18 protein-coding genes are annotated in these 15,858 nt (G+C 60.7%); 11 read left to right on the plus strand and 7 right to left on the minus strand.

The annotated features are described in order from the left end of the window. The first annotated feature begins 73 nt into the window (after window positions 1-73). The 6 genes from ACR0J2_RS21730 to ACR0J2_RS21755 all read left to right on the plus strand — a co-directional run bounded on the left by ACR0J2_RS21730 (window position 74) and on the right by ACR0J2_RS21755 (window position 7,398). Window positions 74-1,027, plus strand: a complete 954-nt coding sequence (locus ACR0J2_RS21730; protein ID WP_480813820.1) for a metal ABC transporter solute-binding protein, Zn/Mn family — start codon at window positions 74-76, stop codon at window positions 1,025-1,027. Between the two features lie 4 nt (window positions 1,028-1,031). Continuing rightward, the gene (locus ACR0J2_RS21735; protein WP_480813821.1) at window positions 1,032-1,835 is read left to right on the plus strand and encodes a metal ABC transporter ATP-binding protein; all 804 of its coding nucleotides are present in this window, start codon (window positions 1,032-1,034) and stop codon (window positions 1,833-1,835) included. A 3-nt stretch (window positions 1,836-1,838) separates the two neighbouring features. Further along, window positions 1,839-3,044, plus strand: coding sequence for a metal ABC transporter permease (locus ACR0J2_RS21740; RefSeq protein WP_480813822.1), 1,206 nt, complete (start codon window positions 1,839-1,841; stop codon window positions 3,042-3,044). Then, on the plus strand, window positions 3,041-3,970 hold the full coding sequence (locus ACR0J2_RS21745) for a metal ABC transporter permease (protein WP_480813823.1): 930 nt from the start codon (window positions 3,041-3,043) through the stop codon (window positions 3,968-3,970). Before ACR0J2_RS21740 ends, ACR0J2_RS21745 begins: the two co-directional genes overlap by 4 nt. A 280-nt stretch (window positions 3,971-4,250) precedes the next feature. Further along, window positions 4,251-6,116: a DNA mismatch repair endonuclease MutL gene (mutL, locus tag ACR0J2_RS21750; RefSeq protein WP_480813824.1), complete on the plus strand. Its 1,866-nt coding sequence runs from the start codon at window positions 4,251-4,253 to the stop codon at window positions 6,114-6,116. 52 nt (window positions 6,117-6,168) lie between these two features. Next, window positions 6,169-7,398 (plus strand): DNA recombination protein RmuC, encoded by a 1,230-nt coding sequence (locus tag ACR0J2_RS21755; RefSeq protein WP_480491123.1) that lies wholly within the window; start codon window positions 6,169-6,171, stop codon window positions 7,396-7,398. A gap of 9 nt (window positions 7,399-7,407) precedes the next feature. On the opposite strand, the gene ACR0J2_RS21760 is transcribed toward ACR0J2_RS21755, so the two are convergent. Both ACR0J2_RS21760 and ACR0J2_RS21765 read right to left on the minus strand, forming a co-directional pair. After that, the gene (locus ACR0J2_RS21760) at window positions 7,408-8,058 is read right to left on the minus strand and encodes a ChrR family anti-sigma-E factor (RefSeq protein WP_480813825.1); all 651 of its coding nucleotides are present in this window, start codon (window positions 8,056-8,058) and stop codon (window positions 7,408-7,410) included. Window positions 8,059-8,065: 7 nt separating this feature from the next. Next, entirely contained in the window at window positions 8,066-8,722 is a 657-nt protein-coding gene (locus ACR0J2_RS21765; RefSeq protein ID WP_480813826.1) for a sigma-70 family RNA polymerase sigma factor, read from the minus strand. A 149-nt stretch (window positions 8,723-8,871) separates the two neighbouring features. Here ACR0J2_RS21765 and ACR0J2_RS21770 point away from each other — a divergent pair, with 149 nt between their 5' ends. From ACR0J2_RS21770 to ACR0J2_RS21785, 4 genes are all read left to right on the plus strand, one after another. Further along, window positions 8,872-9,642, plus strand: coding sequence for a DUF1365 domain-containing protein (locus tag ACR0J2_RS21770; protein WP_480813827.1), 771 nt, complete (start codon window positions 8,872-8,874; stop codon window positions 9,640-9,642). 99 nt (window positions 9,643-9,741) lie between these two features. After that, window positions 9,742-10,059, plus strand: coding sequence for a DUF3775 domain-containing protein (locus ACR0J2_RS21775; RefSeq protein WP_170613119.1), 318 nt, complete (start codon window positions 9,742-9,744; stop codon window positions 10,057-10,059). Between the two features lie 177 nt (window positions 10,060-10,236). Next, window positions 10,237-10,470, plus strand: coding sequence for a YjiS-like domain-containing protein (locus ACR0J2_RS21780; RefSeq protein ID WP_170613121.1), 234 nt, complete (start codon window positions 10,237-10,239; stop codon window positions 10,468-10,470). Window positions 10,471-10,524: 54 nt separating this feature from the next. Beyond that, window positions 10,525-10,725 (plus strand): DUF1127 domain-containing protein, encoded by a 201-nt coding sequence (locus ACR0J2_RS21785; protein WP_170613123.1) that lies wholly within the window; start codon window positions 10,525-10,527, stop codon window positions 10,723-10,725. Between the two features lie 68 nt (window positions 10,726-10,793). Here ACR0J2_RS21785 and ACR0J2_RS21790 read toward each other — a convergent pair whose 3' ends face one another. Genes ACR0J2_RS21790 through ACR0J2_RS21805 form a run of 4 tightly spaced genes read right to left on the minus strand, consistent with a single transcriptional unit; the run spans window position 10,794 to window position 14,294 of the window. After that, the gene (locus ACR0J2_RS21790; protein WP_480813828.1) at window positions 10,794-11,936 is read right to left on the minus strand and encodes a saccharopine dehydrogenase family protein; all 1,143 of its coding nucleotides are present in this window, start codon (window positions 11,934-11,936) and stop codon (window positions 10,794-10,796) included. Between the two features lie 3 nt (window positions 11,937-11,939). Further along, entirely contained in the window at window positions 11,940-12,995 is a 1,056-nt protein-coding gene (locus ACR0J2_RS21795; RefSeq protein ID WP_480813829.1) for a saccharopine dehydrogenase, read from the minus strand. A 14-nt stretch (window positions 12,996-13,009) separates the two neighbouring features. Next, window positions 13,010-13,624, minus strand: coding sequence for a glutathione S-transferase family protein (locus tag ACR0J2_RS21800; protein WP_480813830.1), 615 nt, complete (start codon window positions 13,622-13,624; stop codon window positions 13,010-13,012). 19 nt (window positions 13,625-13,643) lie between these two features. Next, the gene (locus ACR0J2_RS21805; RefSeq protein WP_321249747.1) at window positions 13,644-14,294 is read right to left on the minus strand and encodes a histidine phosphatase family protein; all 651 of its coding nucleotides are present in this window, start codon (window positions 14,292-14,294) and stop codon (window positions 13,644-13,646) included. 155 nt (window positions 14,295-14,449) lie between these two features. Between ACR0J2_RS21805 and ACR0J2_RS21810 the strand changes: the two genes are divergently transcribed. Beyond that, a complete protein-coding gene (locus ACR0J2_RS21810) occupies window positions 14,450-15,652 on the plus strand; it encodes a Zn-dependent hydrolase (RefSeq protein ID WP_480813831.1) in 1,203 nt (400 codons plus the stop codon). Window positions 15,653-15,666: 14 nt separating this feature from the next. Here the strand turns inward: ACR0J2_RS21810 and ACR0J2_RS21815 are convergent. Continuing rightward, a partial coding sequence (locus ACR0J2_RS21815; RefSeq protein ID WP_480813832.1) for a hypothetical protein occupies window positions 15,667-15,858 on the minus strand: 192 nt, incomplete at its 5' end.

Raw genomic sequence — 15,858 nt, forward strand, 5'->3', positions numbered from 1 at the left:
TCGCAATAGCATTGACTTAGTTGCGAATGGTTCGCATATTCATTCTCAAGAGGATGCCATTTTGGGGCTGAATATGATTCGTCGCAGCTTTCTTGCAGTACTGGCCGTGGTCGCCATTCTGCCTTTGTCCGCCTTGGCCGAAGCGCCGCTGAAGGTGGTCGCCACTACCGGCATGATTGCCGATGCCGCCCGTCAGGTCGGGGGTGATCAGGTCGAGGTTAAGGGCCTCATGGGCCCCGGCGTCGACCCGCATGCATATCGCCAGACTCGCAGCGACATCGTTGCGATGACCCGCGCCGACCTTATTCTATGGCACGGTCTGTACCTTGAAGCGCAGATGGAAGATTTCTTTCATGACCTTGGCCGCAAGCGCACCGTCGTTGCCGTTGCCGAAGGAGTCGACAAAGCCAAGCTGCGTGCGCATGACGATTATGCCGACAAATACGACCCGCATGTGTGGATGAGCCCGGCCCTGTGGCGCGATGTTGTGGTCGAAGTGCGGAAAGCGCTGACCGAAGCGCGCCCCGAAGCGGCGGACATCTTCGCCGCCAACGCTCAGGCGCATCTGGCCGAAATCGAACAGCTCGAAGCTTATGCCGGTCAGGCCCTCGCGTCTGTCCCGGAAAACAACCGCGTGCTGGTCACGGCGCATGATGCTTTTGGCTATTTCGGGGCTGAGTACGGCTATGAAGTGATGGGAATACAAGGCATCTCGACCCAGTCCGAGGCCGGTCTGAACCGGATCGGAGAGCTGGTGGATGCGCTGGTCGAGAAGCAGTTGAACGCAGTTTTCGTGGAAAGCTCGGTCTCCGACCGCTCGATGCGTGCATTGATCGAAGGCGCCGCTTCCAAGGGACATGAAGTGGGCGTTGGTGGCGAGCTGTATTCAGATGCCATGGGCGAACCGGGCACGTATGAGGGTACCTATATCGGCATGCTGGATCACAACGTTACGGTTATTGCCGGGGCGCTTGGGGCCGATGTGCCTGCACGCGGCATGAACGGCAAATTGTCGGCGGGGTTCTGAGGCAATGCTTGAACTGGCCGCAAATCAGGGTGTTTCAGTGACCGACCAAAGCGCCGGAAACAGCCCGCTGGCCATTCGCGGACTGACCGTTTCCTATGGTCAGAAACCGGCGGTGTTTTCGGTGGACATGACGGTCCAACCGGGGGCGATGACGGCGATTATCGGGCCAAACGGCGCTGGTAAGTCGACCCTTCTCAAGGCAGCTCTGGGGATCGTGTCGCCTTTGTCGGGGCAAGTCACGGTCTACGGTCAGCCGCTTGAGAAACAGCGCGCTCGTATTGCTTATGTACCGCAGCGCGCCAGCGTGGATTGGGATTTTCCGACCCGCGTGATTGATGTGGTGCTGATGGGGCTGTCGCGCGAACTTGGGCTGCTGGGCCGCGTACGTGCGCGGCATATGTCGCGGGCGATGGACTGCCTGCACCGCGTCGGGATGCGCGATTTCGCCGATCGTCAGATCGGCCAGTTGTCCGGCGGGCAGCAGCAACGTGTGTTTCTGGCCCGCGCGCTGGCGCAGGATGCCGATCTGTATCTTCTGGACGAACCCTTTGCCGGTGTCGACGCAGCTACCGAAAAAGCCATCATCGCGGTTCTGAAATCACTGAAAGAAGCCGGCAAGACTGTCGTGGTCGTGCATCATGATCTGGCCACCGTCACCGACTATTTCGACCATGTCTTCCTGATCAACACCCGTAAGGTTGCCGAAGGCCCCGTGGCGCAGGCCTTTACGGCCGAAACCCTGCAATCCGCCTATGGAGGTCGTCTGGCAACCGCCCAGATCGACCAGATTTCGCGTGCGCTGGGGTAAATCATGCTTTGGGACGCCCTGACCCTGCAGCTTGGCTATAACGCCACGCTGGTCGCCATCGGTGCCAGCTTGCTGGGCGTGTCCGCTGGTGTGGCTGGAACCTTCTTGTTTCTGCGCAAACGCGCGTTGGTAAGCGATGCGATCAGCCACGCGACCCTTCCGGGCGTGTGCCTGGCCTTCATGGTGCTGGTTGCGCTGGGCGGCGACGGGCGCAACCTGATTGGCCTGCTGGCGGGGTCGGCTGTGTCTGCCTGGGTGGGTCTGCTGTGCATGAACTGGCTGACCTGGCACACCCGTCTGGCCGAGGATGCCGCCATTGGCGCCGTCCTGTCCGTGTTCTTCGGGATGGGGATCGTGCTGCTGACCGTGATCCAGACCATGGGTGTAGGCCGTCAGGCCGGGTTGGAGGGGTTCCTGCTGGGCTCGACCGCAGGGATGCTTTGGGCTGACGCACTGATCATCGCCATGGGCGGGGCGGTTACGCTGCTGCTGGTGATGATCATACGCCGCCCCATGATGATGGTGGCCTTTGACCCGGAATACGCGGCCGCCCGAGGCGTGCCGGTGCACCGGGTCGATCTGGCCATGATGGGGCTGGTCATGGCCGTCACGGTTGTGGGCCTGAAAATCGTTGGGCTGATCCTGATCGTCGCCCTGCTGATCATCCCGCCCGTGACTGCGCGGTTCTGGTCCGACCGGTCGGACCGCGTCGTCCTGCTGGCCGGGTTGACCGGTGGGATGGCTGGGTATCTGGGGGCTGGGATTTCAGCCTCGGCCCCCAATCTGCCGACGGGGCCAATCATCGTGCTGGTCAGCTTTGGCTTTTTTGCCCTGTCGCTGCTTTTTGCGCCGGTCCGCGGCGTTCTGGCCGCGATTTTGCGCCACCTGAGGTTCCAGCGTCGCGTTCATATCCGTCAGGGTTTGCTGGCAATGGCGCAGGGGCAGAAGATATACGAGCCGTTGACCTTGCGGTTGCTGCGCCGGGCCGGCCTTGTGCGGGCCGATGGCGTGGCGACTGAGGCGGGCAAGGCGCGCGCCGCCAAAGCCCTGCGCGATGAAAAAAGGTGGGAGATTGTGCGCGCCGATCAGGCGCACGAGGCAACGGCGGCACTTTATGACGGGTTGCGCGACATCGAATCTGTTCTGACCCGCGATCAGATCACTGAAATCGACCACCGCATCGGTGGCCCGCAGGAGGTCATGCCATGAGCGGTGAAGAATTCGTCCCGCTGTCCCTGACGCCATTGCTGATCGGAACGTTTGCGGCGATTGCATGCGCCCTGCCCGGCAACTTTCTTGTGCTGCGCAAGCAGGCGCTGATAGGGGATGCCATCAGCCATGTCGTGCTGCCCGGCATCGTTGTTGCCTTTCTGCTGACCGGAGCGATTTCGACTTGGCCGATGATGCTGGGCGCAGCGGGTGCTGCGGTTGTCGCCGTGGTGATGATCGAGGCAATACGGCGTCTAGGTCAGATTGAACCCGGCGCAGCGATGGGCGTGGTTTTCACCACCATGTTCGCCGCCGGTGTGCTGTTGCTGGAACAGACCGACACCTCGACCGTGCATCTGGACGTCGAGCATGCGCTTTACGGCAACCTGGAAAGCCTGATCTGGCTGGACGCCACGGGCTGGGCCTCGCTGCTGGACGCTACGGCGCTGGCGGGCCTGCCGCCGGAACTGCCGCGCATCGCCCTGACGCTGGCCGGTGTGGTTCTGTTCACCTGGCTGTTCTGGCGACCGCTCAAGATCTCGACCTTCGACGAAGGGTTCGCGCGCACGATGGGCATCCGAACGGGTGCGCTGGGAATGGCGCTTGTGATCGTGGCGGCGGTCGCAGCGGTTGCGGCGTTTGACGCAGTAGGGTCAATCATCGTGATCGCGATGTTCATCTGCCCGCCTGCCGCGGCCCGGATGATGACGAACCGGCTGGAAACCCAGATCGCATGGAGTGTTCTCTTCGCCGTACTGTCCGCCATTTCCGGCTACATACTGGCCGGGTACGGGCCACTGTGGCTGGGCGGTGCGGATGCGGTCAGCGCGGCAGGGATGATTGCGACCATGTCGGGTCTGATACTGGCGTTGGCCGCCGTATTCGGCCCGTGCCGGACCCGTGCCGGAGCGCCTGCGGCTGCCTGAAGCGGCGCTTTCCCGCCAACCGTTGACGTAACGTCTCGGCCAAAACCTGCCCAAGTGAATGCGCATTCAAAGTTAACGCGAAATTCATCAGGTCCCGTGCTAGGGACGGGTCAATTGAACTTCGAACGACCACCACTCACCAAAGAACGTTCGGGCAATTGTGATCATGACGCCGCTATCAGACCGGCGCGATGCAATTGTTCGAACGCCCCCTCGTCTCCCGAAATACAGGTTTCAAATCGGTGGCAGAATCGCTCGTGATTGTGCTAGGTCTGGTGGTATGGCGCAGGCTTACCCCAATATCGGCGAAAATCGCCCCAAAATCCGTCAACTTGACGACGCGGCGATTAATCGTATCGCTGCGGGTGAAGTGGTGGAGCGCCCTGCCTCGGCGGTTAAGGAACTGGTCGAAAACGCCATTGATGCGGGGGCGACGCGGATCGCCATAGATATCGCCGATGGCGGCAAGACGCTGATTCGAGTCACAGACGATGGCTGTGGCATCGCGCCCGAGGATTTGCCGCTGGCCTTGTCCCGCCATGCGACGTCAAAGATCGATGGGACGGATCTGCTGAACATCCACACCTTCGGCTTCCGGGGTGAGGCGCTGCCGTCGTTAGGTGCCGTTGGCCGCCTGACCATCACAAGCCGCGTGCCAGGGGCGGATGCGGCACAGGTCCATGTGTCGGGCGGGAAGATAGAGCCGGTTAAGCCGGCGGCTCTGCGCGCAGGCACCGTGGTCGAATTGCGCGACTTGTTCTTTGCCACACCCGCGCGCCTGAAGTTCATGCGCACCGACCGGGCCGAGGCACAGGCGATCAACGACACGGTCAAACGTCTGGCCATGGCCGAGCCCTCGATCACTTTCGTCCTGCGCGACGTCTCGGGCGGGGGAGAGGGGCGCGTGACCTTCCGCGCCGACCGCGAGAACGGCGATCTGTTTGACGCCCTGCACGCCCGTCTGGCCCGCGTGATCGGGCGCGAGTTTGCCGAGAACGCGTTGCAGATCGATGCCACGCGCGAGGGCATCCGGCTTTACGGTTACGCCGCGTTGCCGACCTATTCCCGGGGGGCAGCGGTGGCGCAGTACCTGTTCGTGAACGGGCGACCCGTTCGCGACAAGATGCTGACCGGCGCGTTGCGGGCAGCCTATTTCGATTTCCTCAGCCGAGACCGCCATCCGGCAGCAGCCCTGTTCATCGATTGTGATCCGGCGCTGGTGGATGTGAACGTCCATCCCGCCAAATCCGAAGTGCGGTTCCGCGACCCGGGTCTGGCGCGCGGGTTGATCGTGTCCGCCTTGCGTCATGCGCTGGCTGATGCCGGGCACCGGGCGTCCTCGACCGTGGCCAATGCCACTTTGGGTGCGATGCGGCCGGAACCTGCGCAACCGGCGCCGGCGCGGGTCTACCAGATGGACCGGCCTTCACCAGCCGCGCGTCAGGCAGCCTACCGGGCGCAGGCTCCGGGCTTTGCCGAACTGGCAAACGACTACAGCGGCAGCATCGTTGACGCGACGCCTTTGGCGTCTGCGATTGCGATGGTGGAAGAACCGCCTGCACAGGACCTGCCGCTGGGTGCGGCGCGCGGGCAGGTGCATGAGAATTACATCATTGCCCAGACCGCCGATGGCATGGTGATCGTTGATCAGCACGCAGCGCATGAACGGCTGGTCTATGAAAAGCTGAAAAACCAGATGGCCGCAAATGGCGTTGCCGCGCAGGCCTTGCTGATCCCCGAAATCGTTGAAATGTCCGAAGGGGATTGTTCGCGTCTGATGGCGGTGGCCGAAGATCTGTCCCGCCTTGGCCTGACCATCGAACCCTTTGGAGGCGGTGCAATCGCCGTTCGCGAAACCCCGGCCATTCTTGGTGAGGTCGATGCCAGGGCGATGATCCTGGATATCCTGGATGAGCTGACCGATCAGGGCGAAAGCCAGAAGGTACAGGCGCGGATCGAGGCGATCCTCAGCCGGGTGGCCTGCCATGGTTCCGTCCGGTCAGGCCGTCGGATGCGGGCCGAAGAAATGAATGCTCTGCTGCGCGAGATGGAGGCCACTCCACATTCCGGCCAGTGCAACCACGGTCGACCCACCTATGTCGAATTGAAGCTGAGCGATATCGAACGCCTGTTCGGGCGCAGTTGATCCTGCGCCCAAGACAGGCTAAGGGGAATAAAACAAGAACATCCGAGGCAGCATGATCGAGATTGCAGGTACCCAATACGCGTTGAACGACCCATTGATTCTGATCGTGGGTGGAGTGGTTGCGCTGATCTTGCTGCTGTTGTTCCTGTCGCTGCGGGCGGCCAACCGCTCAGCCCGGATGGCGGAACCGCTGGCGCGGCAGATGGCGCATCTGGGCCAGCATGTGCAGCAGTTGGGGCAAGGGCAGGAGCAGCTGCGTGGCGGGCTGCAGCACGTGTCGGACACGCAGGCCAATGCGCAGGTTCAGGTGATCCAGACGGTCGAGGCGCGCCTGTCTTCGGTCCAGCAGCAGATGAACGACCGGCTGGCGGACAACGCGATGAAATCGGCCCGCGCCCTGGCCGAGATGCAGGAACGGATGAAGGAATCGCTGCACGGGTCGTCGAAACAGACCGCGACCTCGCTGACCCAATTGCAGGAAAGGCTGGCCGCCATCGACAAAGCGCAGGACAACATCACCAAGTTGTCAGGGGATGTGCTGTCCTTGCAGGATATTCTTTCCAACAAACAGCGGCGCGGGATGTTCGGGGAAATCCAGCTGAACGACATCGTGTCCAAGGCGCTGCCGACCGACAGCTATTCGTTGCAGGCCACCCTTTCGAATGGCAAACGGGCGGATTGCCTGATCCACCTGCCCAACCCGCCCGGCCCCATCGTGATCGACGCAAAGTTTCCGCTGGAAGATTTCGAAGCGCTGGCCGCTGCTCAGACACGAGTCGAAGTGGACAGATGCCTGAAGGCCTTTGGTGCGGCGGTTAAGGTGCACATCAGGACTATTTCCGAGAAGTACATTCTGGACGGTGAAACAGCCGACGGTGCGCTTATGTTTGTTCCGTCCGAAGCCATCTATGCCGAATTGCACGCGCGCCTGCCCGAAGTGGTCCGCGAAGGGTTCGCGGCACGTGTCTGGATCGTTTCACCCACGACCTGCATGGCAACGCTGAACACGATGCGCGCGATCCTCAAGGACGCCCGGATGCGCGAACAGGCTGGCGCGATCCGCCGGGAGTTGGGCATGCTGCACAAGGATGTCGAAAGGCTGGGCGATCGCGTGGCCAATCTGGACCGGCATTTCGGGCAGGCCGCCAAAGATATCTCGGACATCAAGATTAGCGCCGAAAAGGCGGGACGTCGGGCACAACGGCTGGACAATTTCGATTTTGAGGAACTGTCCCCGGACGATCACGCCAACGTGGTGCCCTTGGGCAAAACCGAGGCCTGATCGCGCGGGTCAGATCCGCAGGAATGGCTGGAACAGGCGCGGCATCAGTTTGGTGAATTTCAGGGGCGCGTCCGTCACCGCCAGACAGATGCAGTCGGCCGAGATGTCGGCCACCGGCATGTGATGCAGGTCCTGATCGGCGATTTCGACATCACCACGCGCAAAGTGGTCGACCTCATCCGAAAACGCGCCCTGCAACACCATGGTCAGTTCTGTTCCATGGTGGCTGTGATCCGGTACGGCAGACCCTGCAGGGATAAACAGCAACCGGGCCGTTGACTCGCGTGTCGTCGGCAGAATCGCTTGCTTGACGCCCATGCCAATCGGCCTCCAGCGGATCGCGTTCACATCGCCACCGACGTAATCCTGCAAGGGCGCGGGCAGAACGGAACAGGCTGGCCGTGCGGGCTTGGGCGTCGACGCGCCCTGGGAAATCAAGGCCATGGTCGCCGCCAGCGAATCCTCGCCCATTGCGGGCATCTCGGCCTGATCCTGCAAAAGCTCACCACCAATGATGTTGTAGCTTTCAGCCGCAGCCCGGCAGCGGTCGCACAGTGACAAATGTGTCGCGACCATCAGATCGAATGCTTCGGGCAGCGTACCTGCTGCATAGGCCATCAGCAGGTCGTCGGTCAGGTGATGTTTAATTGCTTCTGTCATCGTTTTCTCAGTTCATCGCATGGCGCAGGCGATCCAGCGCCAGTCTAATTCGTGATTTGATTGTTCCCAGCGGCAATCCGGTTTCCGACGCGATTTCGCGGTGACTCAGATCGCCGAAATACGCTTTTTCGATCAGTTGGCGCTGCGCTTCGGGCAGAGCCTTCATCGCAATCCGCAATTGGTCGGTTTCCTGTTGCAGGGCAACAACCTCGGTTTGATCTGGTTCGGCTTCGGGTCCCCAGCCCAGATCCTCGGGTTCGGGGCGGCGTTGTTTTCGCAGGATGTCGATCCGCTTGTTCCTTGCAATCGTGAACACCCAGGTTGCCACAGTGGCGCGGGTCGGATCGAACAGATGCGCCTTGTGCCACAACGTTGCCATCACCTCCTGCGCGCATTCTTCAGCGGTGGCGCCATCGGCACCGGACTTGATCAGGAACGCCTTGATACGTGGTGCAAAATGCCGGAACAGCTCGGCAAAAGCCGCCTGATCCTGCGTGTCACGGATGCGCTTGACGTGATCAACCCATTCGGACCTGACACCGCACTTCTTTTGCGTTCCGTTCAATTGTTTACCCTTGATGCGTTTCTTTGCGACCCAAGGCTGGCCCGCGCCACTTGGGGGCGCAGGATCGTCGAGCGTCGCGGTGTCGATCTCGGTAAACATAACCACATTACGTGGCAGCGCCAAAGCCGGATCATTTAGCCCAGCATTTTTTGATCCGATTTGCCTATCTGGCCGTAACAAAACTGAAATCAGCGCATTAAGTTTGCAGACACTGTATTATTGGCAGACTGACAGGAACCCGTAGCCGCATGAACAAAATCGACCATATCGCGGGACACACCTATCACAGCCGGAAAGGTGCGATTGAGAACGCGTTTCGGTATTCGGTCGATTTCATTCTGTTCGACCCCGAAAACCTGCCGAAAACACCATATCTGTTCTCGTTTCGGCGTGCCAACCTGATGAACTGGCGCGACCGCGATCATGGTGGCAGCCCAGGTGAAGGGCAGGGCGTGAACTGGCTGCGCAGCAGGCTTGAGGAGATGGGCTTGCCCTCGCCGTCTCGAATCTTCCTGCTGACGCAACCGCGCGTACTAGGGCACGTGTTCAACCCGGTCAGCTTCTGGCTTTGCCTTGACACGGACGCGCAACTGTTTGCGGTGATCGCCGAAGTGACCAATACCTATGGCACGCGGCACAGCTATCTTTGTCATAATCCCGACCTGTCGCCGATCCGGCCCGAAGATCGAATAGTGACGGATAAGAAGATGCATGTTTCTCCGTTTCAGAAGATCGAAGGGACGTACAGCTTCCGGTTTGACTTCCGACCGGACCGAGTTGGCGTCATGATCGACTATTCCCGGAAGGATGGCGGATTGGTGGCAACCCTGACCGGGTTGCGGGCACCGTTAACCAACCGCTCCATCCTGACGGCGCTTGTCCGTCGCCCCTTTGGGGCGCGCCGGGGATTTGCCCTGATCCTGTGGCAGGCTTTGAAGCTGTGGACCAAGAAGGCCACGTTCCGACCCTTTCGAACCGCACCGGTGCCAGATCAGCCGGTGTCGCGCCCCCGCATGTAAGATTCCCTCAGACCAGGCGACGTTTGCGTAAGATCAAAGACGCGGCCGTTGCGTCGTGATTGTGATAGCCTGAAACCCGCGAACATAAGGAGATGGGACATGCTGGAAATTTCGGCCAGAAAGGTTGCCCAGGTGGCAATGATGGGGCGCGAACTGGGGCGTGCCGAAGCAGAGCTGCGCGCTTTCGTCGACCGCATGAGCGAAGACGAGCAGGCCGAGCTGGTGGCGATCATGTGGATCGGCCGCGAGAGCTTTTTCGCCGAAGATCTGGCCGAAGCCATCGCAACCGCAAAATCCGAGGCCTCGACCCCCTGTGCCGACTACCTGATCGGCACGCCGCACCTGTCGGATCACCTGGAAAACGGGCTGGATGCGCTGGGGATTTCGGCCGAGGATGTCGAGAATGACCTGATGTAGGCTCCATATGCCTGAACCATCGAACAGGGCCAGAGCCGTCTGATCCTAACTTTGGATTTCGAATACCCGCAAGCCGAACATTAATTCGGATTAATCCGGTGTTTTGGCATCGTTAACACTCCGCTCCTTTATCAGAACTGTGACCAGAAACGTTGTTCGGATGAGAAGGAGAAGGCGATGGCACATGTACACACAGCCAGACCGCAGCGTAGCTTCTTTGCCGGTCTGAGTTCAGAATGCCGCGCGCTCAGGGATGAGTTTGCGCGTCGCCGGCAGGTCGCTGAGTCGATGCAAACGCTGGAAAAAATGACTGACCGACAATTGGACGACATCGGCATTCCGCGCCATCGGATCGCACGATCCGCCTATCAAAGCGTCTATGGTCAGTCCCCGGTGGAACTGCGTCGCTAAGCTGGTTCGTCCCGACACGGATCGATCTTTGTCTGCAATTCAAGGAACAAAACGATGTTAGATACTATTGGAGTACACCAGGAGCGCCCCATTGCCAGCGCATTGCTGCTTTTTGACCGGGCCATGCAAATCCGTGCTGTTCGGTCCGATATTGTGCGGGCCGCTCAGGAACTGAACCGTCTGTCCGATAACCAGCTGTCCGAGCTTGGAATCAATCGGTCTGACCTTGATGAAACGATCCAGCTTTACATCTGAAAGCGGGATGCCGGAACAGCCGCATCGTCACGCCGATGCGGCTGTTTTCTTGCGCGCTGAGAAAAAGCTCAGCTTGTGTGATCCACAATCTGCAAATGCTGCGCCAGCGTGTCGATTTCGCCCATCCACGCCGCCACCAGCTTGGGATCGCTGGGCGCCGCATGAACGCCAGCGGGAATGGCGCGGTTCAGGACGGCTTCGACGGCCAGTGAGACCGGAATCGATACCAGACGGGCCATGGCAGTGCCGCGTTCATCGCCCCAGGCGTCCATGACGTAGGTTTTGTGCCAGACCTCGGCCCCGTCTTTTTCGGCCTTCAGGCCGACGCACAGAACCACGCGGTCGGGTTCGCCGTCGTCATAGGCGTTTTCTTCCCAGAACTGATCGGACATCTCTTTCAGCCGCGCATCGCCGTCCGGTCCGGTCAGGGTTTCGATTTCGCGGAACACGTCCGACCAGGCATCCGCCCAGCCTTTCAGACGCAGAGTGCCGCGCACAAACTCTTTGACCGGCCAGTGATCCTCGAAGTGATACTGCGCCATGAACGGGATCGAGTCACGGTTCGGGTAAACCTCAAAGCTTTCCGGCGCTGGAAGCGGCGCGATATAGCTGCTGATCGCATCCCATGGGCGTGCGACATCCAGCGGGGCGTAATCGCGGATCGATTTCGAGGGCGAGCGCAGCGCCTTGAGCACACCCAACGGCGACCAACTGAACTTGTACCGGAACGGGTTGGGGTTCTTCGGGATACCGCCGCAATACGAGATGAAGCTCAGGTGGTTCTGCGGATCGAACGCGTCCGAGGCGCGGTACTCATCGACCAGTGCATGTGCCATCAGGTGGTCGATACCCGGGTCCAGTCCGACCTCGTTGACCAGCGCCACGCCGGCCTCGCGCGCCTTGTCGTCCAGCGCGCGCATTTCGGGCGCGATATAAGACGACGAGACAAAATTTGCCCCTTTCGAAATCGCCAGCTCCGCCAGCGGCACATGCCAGTCGCCCGGCAGCATGGAGACGATCACGTCGCCCTTTTCCAGTACCGCACCAATTGCGTCGATGTCGAAGGCGCGGATGTCATCCGTCAGGTCTCCGACCTCGGCTTTGGCTTTTTCGATGGTCCGGTTCCAGACAGTGATCTTGTGCCCGCCCTCGAACAGGCGGCGCAGGCCGGGAATGGCCGATAGGCCGGTGCCACACCAGTGAATCGTCATCGCTCAGATCCCTTCGATATGTGTTTTGTAAGTTGCTTCTGCCCGGCCCCAGACACCACTTTCCAGATCGGTCAGGGTCAGCAGAGAGGGCAGCAGTTGCGCCGCGTAGTCTTCGGAACTTTCAACCGGCAGCATCGACGGCAGGTTGTCGATGGCCATTACATCCATCACCGGATCACTTGCTACGCGCAGGGCGGGGGCGTCCCAGGTGGTGGCCCGGTCATAGACCGGAACCGGGTTGTAGTCGCTGTCCGGGTCGCAAGCCACGTCACCGATGGCGGTCAGCTTGCGAGTTGCGGACAATGCCTCACGCGGGACGAAGACGGGCGTACCGGGGCGGGCGAAGATGCAGTTCAGGAACAGGTCATGGTCGAGAATTTCCGGAAAGGGTCCGCCGCTGCCGGTTTCGGCCATGTCCCATTTGGTGACTGTAACGCCCATGGCTTCGCACAGATCAGCCGCGCCCGTTCCGACACGGCCCAAGGCACCGATGACAATGGCGCGGGGGCGGTCGGTGCCGGTCGCGTCCAGTTCGGCCAGAAGCTCCGCGTTCAGCGCATCTTTGCTGGGATAGACACCCACGGGCGGACATACCTCATTGCGCTGCTGTGCGGCCCACGTCTTCAGCGTCACCGCCGCGCCTGCGTACCCGGCCCAGTACCCGAAAGCCGCAACCCGGCGGTCGTTTTCGTCGACCAGATATTCCAGGTCATAAAGCGTGCCGCCACCGGTCTTGAACCGCTCCAGCAGCGCGCGACCAGAATGCTGGCCCTTAAAGGCGTGGCCGAACATGATGTGTCGATGCGGCAGGGGCGTGCCATCCTCGGGCAGTTCCTTGAGGCCGAAGATGATCGCGTCCCGCGGGGCGTCGGGCCATGAATTCTCGGCTGCGATCTCACACCCGGCGTCCTTGTAGCCGTCGATCGGGATGGCGCGGACATGGCTTTCCTCGACCGTCACGCGGATGCCTTCGGCAAGCAGCGCGGCGGCGCCTTCGGGGGTCAGGCCGACCCGTTCTTCGTTCGGGCGCTGTTCTGCCCGGACCCAGAGATGTGTCATTCGTTGTCCTTTTGTCAGAGCATTCCGGCGGCGCGCACCGCCTGAACCGATGCGCGTGCTTCCATCGCCTCGCGGAAGGCGACAATCTTGGGAAAGGCCGAGACGTCCACGCCGTCGCCCTCAAGCCAGCTGCAGACGACAAAAAGATATGCATCAGCCACCGAGAATGCCTCGCCCAGCACAAACGGTCCGCGCAGACCGTTCGACGAGATATAGTCGCAGGACGCGGTCATCGTCTGCGGTACCTTGTCTTTCATATCCTTCCAGCTGGCTTTCTTGTCTGCCCAACGCGGCCCGCGCAGCTTGTGCGCGTGGTTCACATGCATGGTTGAGGCCAGATAGTACATCACCTCGCGCATACGGGCCGCCATGACCGGGTCGTCAGGCACCAGCCCGGCTTCGGGCGCTTTGGCCGCGATGTAGTCCAGCAGCGCGCCTGTTTCGGTCAGAATGCCGCCGTCAACGGCCAATGCCGGCACGCGTTCTTTGGGGTTGATCTGCTTGTAGGCCGGTTTGGTCTGCTCGGCTTCTGCAAAATCCAGTCGTATGGCCTCGTATTCCAGGCCCGCTTCTTCCAGCGCGATGGCGACGGCGACCGATATCGTGCGGGGCGCGTAGTAGAGTTGCATCAGATGGCCTCCGGTTTCCTTACAGATGGGTCTGGGCAAACTGCCGGTCGGGCGCTTCCAGATGTGGCACGGCATTGAACAGAACCGTACTGAGCTGCGGGCCGATCGGATGCAGACGATGCATGGACGTGTTCATGATGGCAAGAGCCACGCGAGCCATGGAAGGTATGTCCAGCCCCATCGCCTGCCGCACGACCATGGAAATCAGTCCGCCCGAGGTGACAACGATGGCCGGGCCGCCCTCGGTTCCGATATCCCGCAATGCCGCCGAAACCCGGGCTTCGAATTCAGCGAAGGTCTCTGGTGTGTTGCGGATATCGCCGCTTGCCCAGGCCGCAAAGGTTCGGGGCAGGTGTTCGACAAAACCTTCCCGGTCCGTCGGAACGGCCACGCCATGCTGTTCCTCGAACAGCTTTGCGATTGTGAAATATTCAATCTCGTTCAGCCGCGCGTCGCGCACCGGGTTGAGGAGACCCATACTGGCAGCGGTCTCCACATGCCGGGTCAGGGTGCCACAATACGCCCGCGTGTGATGCGTATGCGTATCCTTGAGGTACCCCCCAAGCCACCGCGCCTGCTGATGGCCCAGCTCGCTGAGCTTGTCATAGTCTTTTTCATCACGCGCAGAGGTGTTGGCCTGTCCGTGACGAACCAGTGTAATATGTGACATGGTGGTTCCTCTTGGCGTCATGTCTTAAGACAGCTTCATTGCCGGGGCCAGAGGTGTTGCACCCGCCCGGAGTGAAAAATCGCGGATCCGATGCAGCGGAAGACTTGCAGGTCAAGGCGCAGCCCATAAGGTTGATCGGCACAAAGGGGGCAATCATGGCTGTCGATGAAAACCGGTTTCTGGCCGATCTGCACAAATTGCGTTCATTTGGGGCGGCGGGTGTTGGGAAGGGCGTGGTAAGGCCCGCCTATTCCGACGCGGATATCGCGGCGCGCCGCTGGCTGGCCGGTCGGATGGAAGACGCCGGACTGCGCCCGCATTTCGATCCGGTCGGAAACCTGTTTGGGTTGGCCGCCGGTCCGTCGCTGCTGATGGGGTCGCATTCCGACAGCCAGCCAGAAGGTGGTTGGCTGGATGGTGCGCTGGGCGTCATCGCGGCACTTGAAGTGGCGCGCGCAACGGATCGCGCGATTTCGGTCGTCAGCTTTCAGGATGAAGAAGGGCGGTTTGGCGTGACCACCGGGTCTGCCGTGTGGTCGGGAACGCTGCCTTTGTCCGCAGCGGATGCTCTCACCGATCATGAAGGCACGGCATTTTCCGAGGCCCGTGCCTTGATGAGTGGTCTGGCTCAGGACTTCGTCGATCCCGGTCGGTTCACCGGGTTTCTCGAGATGCATATCGAACAGGGGCCCGCGCTGGACACCAGCGGGGATCAGATCGGTGTCGTGACCGACATCGTTGGCATCCGCGACATGAAAATCACCTTTGAGGGACAGCAGAATCATGCGGGCACTACACCGATGCATCTGCGTCGGGATGCGTTTCAGGCAGTGTCCCTGTTCAATTCGCTGATCAACGACCGGTTCCGGAATGTGGTTGCGCCCGAAACGGTCTGGACGATTGGCCATGTCGATCTGCATCCCAACGCCTCGTCCATCGTGCCGGGGCTTGCGCGTTTTTCGATGCAATGGCGCGACGGTACATCTGACCGGCTGGAGCGGCTGGAGCAGATCATCCGCACGACCGCGCAAGAGGTCGCCGATCGGATGAACATGTCGGTGACCTACGGGCCGTTGCTGGGGCTGGAGCCCGTGGCGATGGATCGGGAACTCCGCGCGGCGCTGGAACAGGGGGCGGAAAGAATTGCCCCATCCCGCTGGCGCTCCATGCCGTCCGGCGCGTTGCATGATGCAACCAATGTGTCCCGCCTGATGCCGGTTGCTATGCTGTTCGTGCCGTCGATCAACGGGATTAGTCATGACTTCTCAGAAGATACGTCCGAACATGATCTGATCGCGGGGCTGCATGTTCTTGAACATGCAGTCAACGCGCTGCCTTCGGGCAAATCCGTTGCCTGACGGAGAAAAGTTTCCTAAAGGGGAATTGCTGGTTGTATATCCTGGTATACAACTGCTGCCAAAAACAACGTTTGCGCCTCAGCCATCTGAGATTGTGTCGTTGCCGTTTGTTTTGCAAAACTACAAGCGTTGAAGTCAGGAGAGAACAGGAATGTCGACGTATTATTCTGAAGAGCACGAGTGGCTGCGAGTTGAAGGAGAAGTTG

It is taken from the genome of Ruegeria sp. CG4 (assembly GCF_056537185.1).

Coding starts and splice junctions, on each gene's coding strand:
- ACR0J2_RS21775 (WP_170613119.1), top strand. CDS start 9,742: ATGCTGGAAATTTCGGCCAGAAAGGTTGCCCAGGTGGCAATGATGGGG.
- ACR0J2_RS21735 (WP_480813821.1), top strand. CDS start 1,032: ATGCTTGAACTGGCCGCAAATCAGGGTGTTTCAGTGACCGACCAAAGC.
- ACR0J2_RS21760 (WP_480813825.1), bottom strand. CDS start 8,058: ATGACAGAAGCAATTAAACATCACCTGACCGACGACCTGCTGATGGCC.
- ACR0J2_RS21790 (WP_480813828.1), bottom strand. CDS start 11,936: ATGACGATTCACTGGTGTGGCACCGGCCTATCGGCCATTCCCGGCCTG.
- ACR0J2_RS21810 (WP_480813831.1), top strand. CDS start 14,450: ATGGCTGTCGATGAAAACCGGTTTCTGGCCGATCTGCACAAATTGCGT.
- ACR0J2_RS21795 (WP_480813829.1), bottom strand. CDS start 12,995: ATGACACATCTCTGGGTCCGGGCAGAACAGCGCCCGAACGAAGAACGG.
- ACR0J2_RS21765 (WP_480813826.1), bottom strand. CDS start 8,722: ATGTTTACCGAGATCGACACCGCGACGCTCGACGATCCTGCGCCCCCA.
- ACR0J2_RS21755 (WP_480491123.1), top strand. CDS start 6,169: ATGATCGAGATTGCAGGTACCCAATACGCGTTGAACGACCCATTGATT.
- ACR0J2_RS21740 (WP_480813822.1), top strand. CDS start 1,839: ATGCTTTGGGACGCCCTGACCCTGCAGCTTGGCTATAACGCCACGCTG.
- ACR0J2_RS21780 (WP_170613121.1), top strand. CDS start 10,237: ATGGCACATGTACACACAGCCAGACCGCAGCGTAGCTTCTTTGCCGGT.
- mutL (WP_480813824.1), top strand. CDS start 4,251: ATGGCGCAGGCTTACCCCAATATCGGCGAAAATCGCCCCAAAATCCGT.
- ACR0J2_RS21770 (WP_480813827.1), top strand. CDS start 8,872: ATGAACAAAATCGACCATATCGCGGGACACACCTATCACAGCCGGAAA.
- ACR0J2_RS21805 (WP_321249747.1), bottom strand. CDS start 14,294: ATGTCACATATTACACTGGTTCGTCACGGACAGGCCAACACCTCTGCG.
- ACR0J2_RS21800 (WP_480813830.1), bottom strand. CDS start 13,624: ATGCAACTCTACTACGCGCCCCGCACGATATCGGTCGCCGTCGCCATC.
- ACR0J2_RS21745 (WP_480813823.1), top strand. CDS start 3,041: ATGAGCGGTGAAGAATTCGTCCCGCTGTCCCTGACGCCATTGCTGATC.
- ACR0J2_RS21730 (WP_480813820.1), top strand. CDS start 74: ATGATTCGTCGCAGCTTTCTTGCAGTACTGGCCGTGGTCGCCATTCTG.
- ACR0J2_RS21785 (WP_170613123.1), top strand. CDS start 10,525: ATGTTAGATACTATTGGAGTACACCAGGAGCGCCCCATTGCCAGCGCA.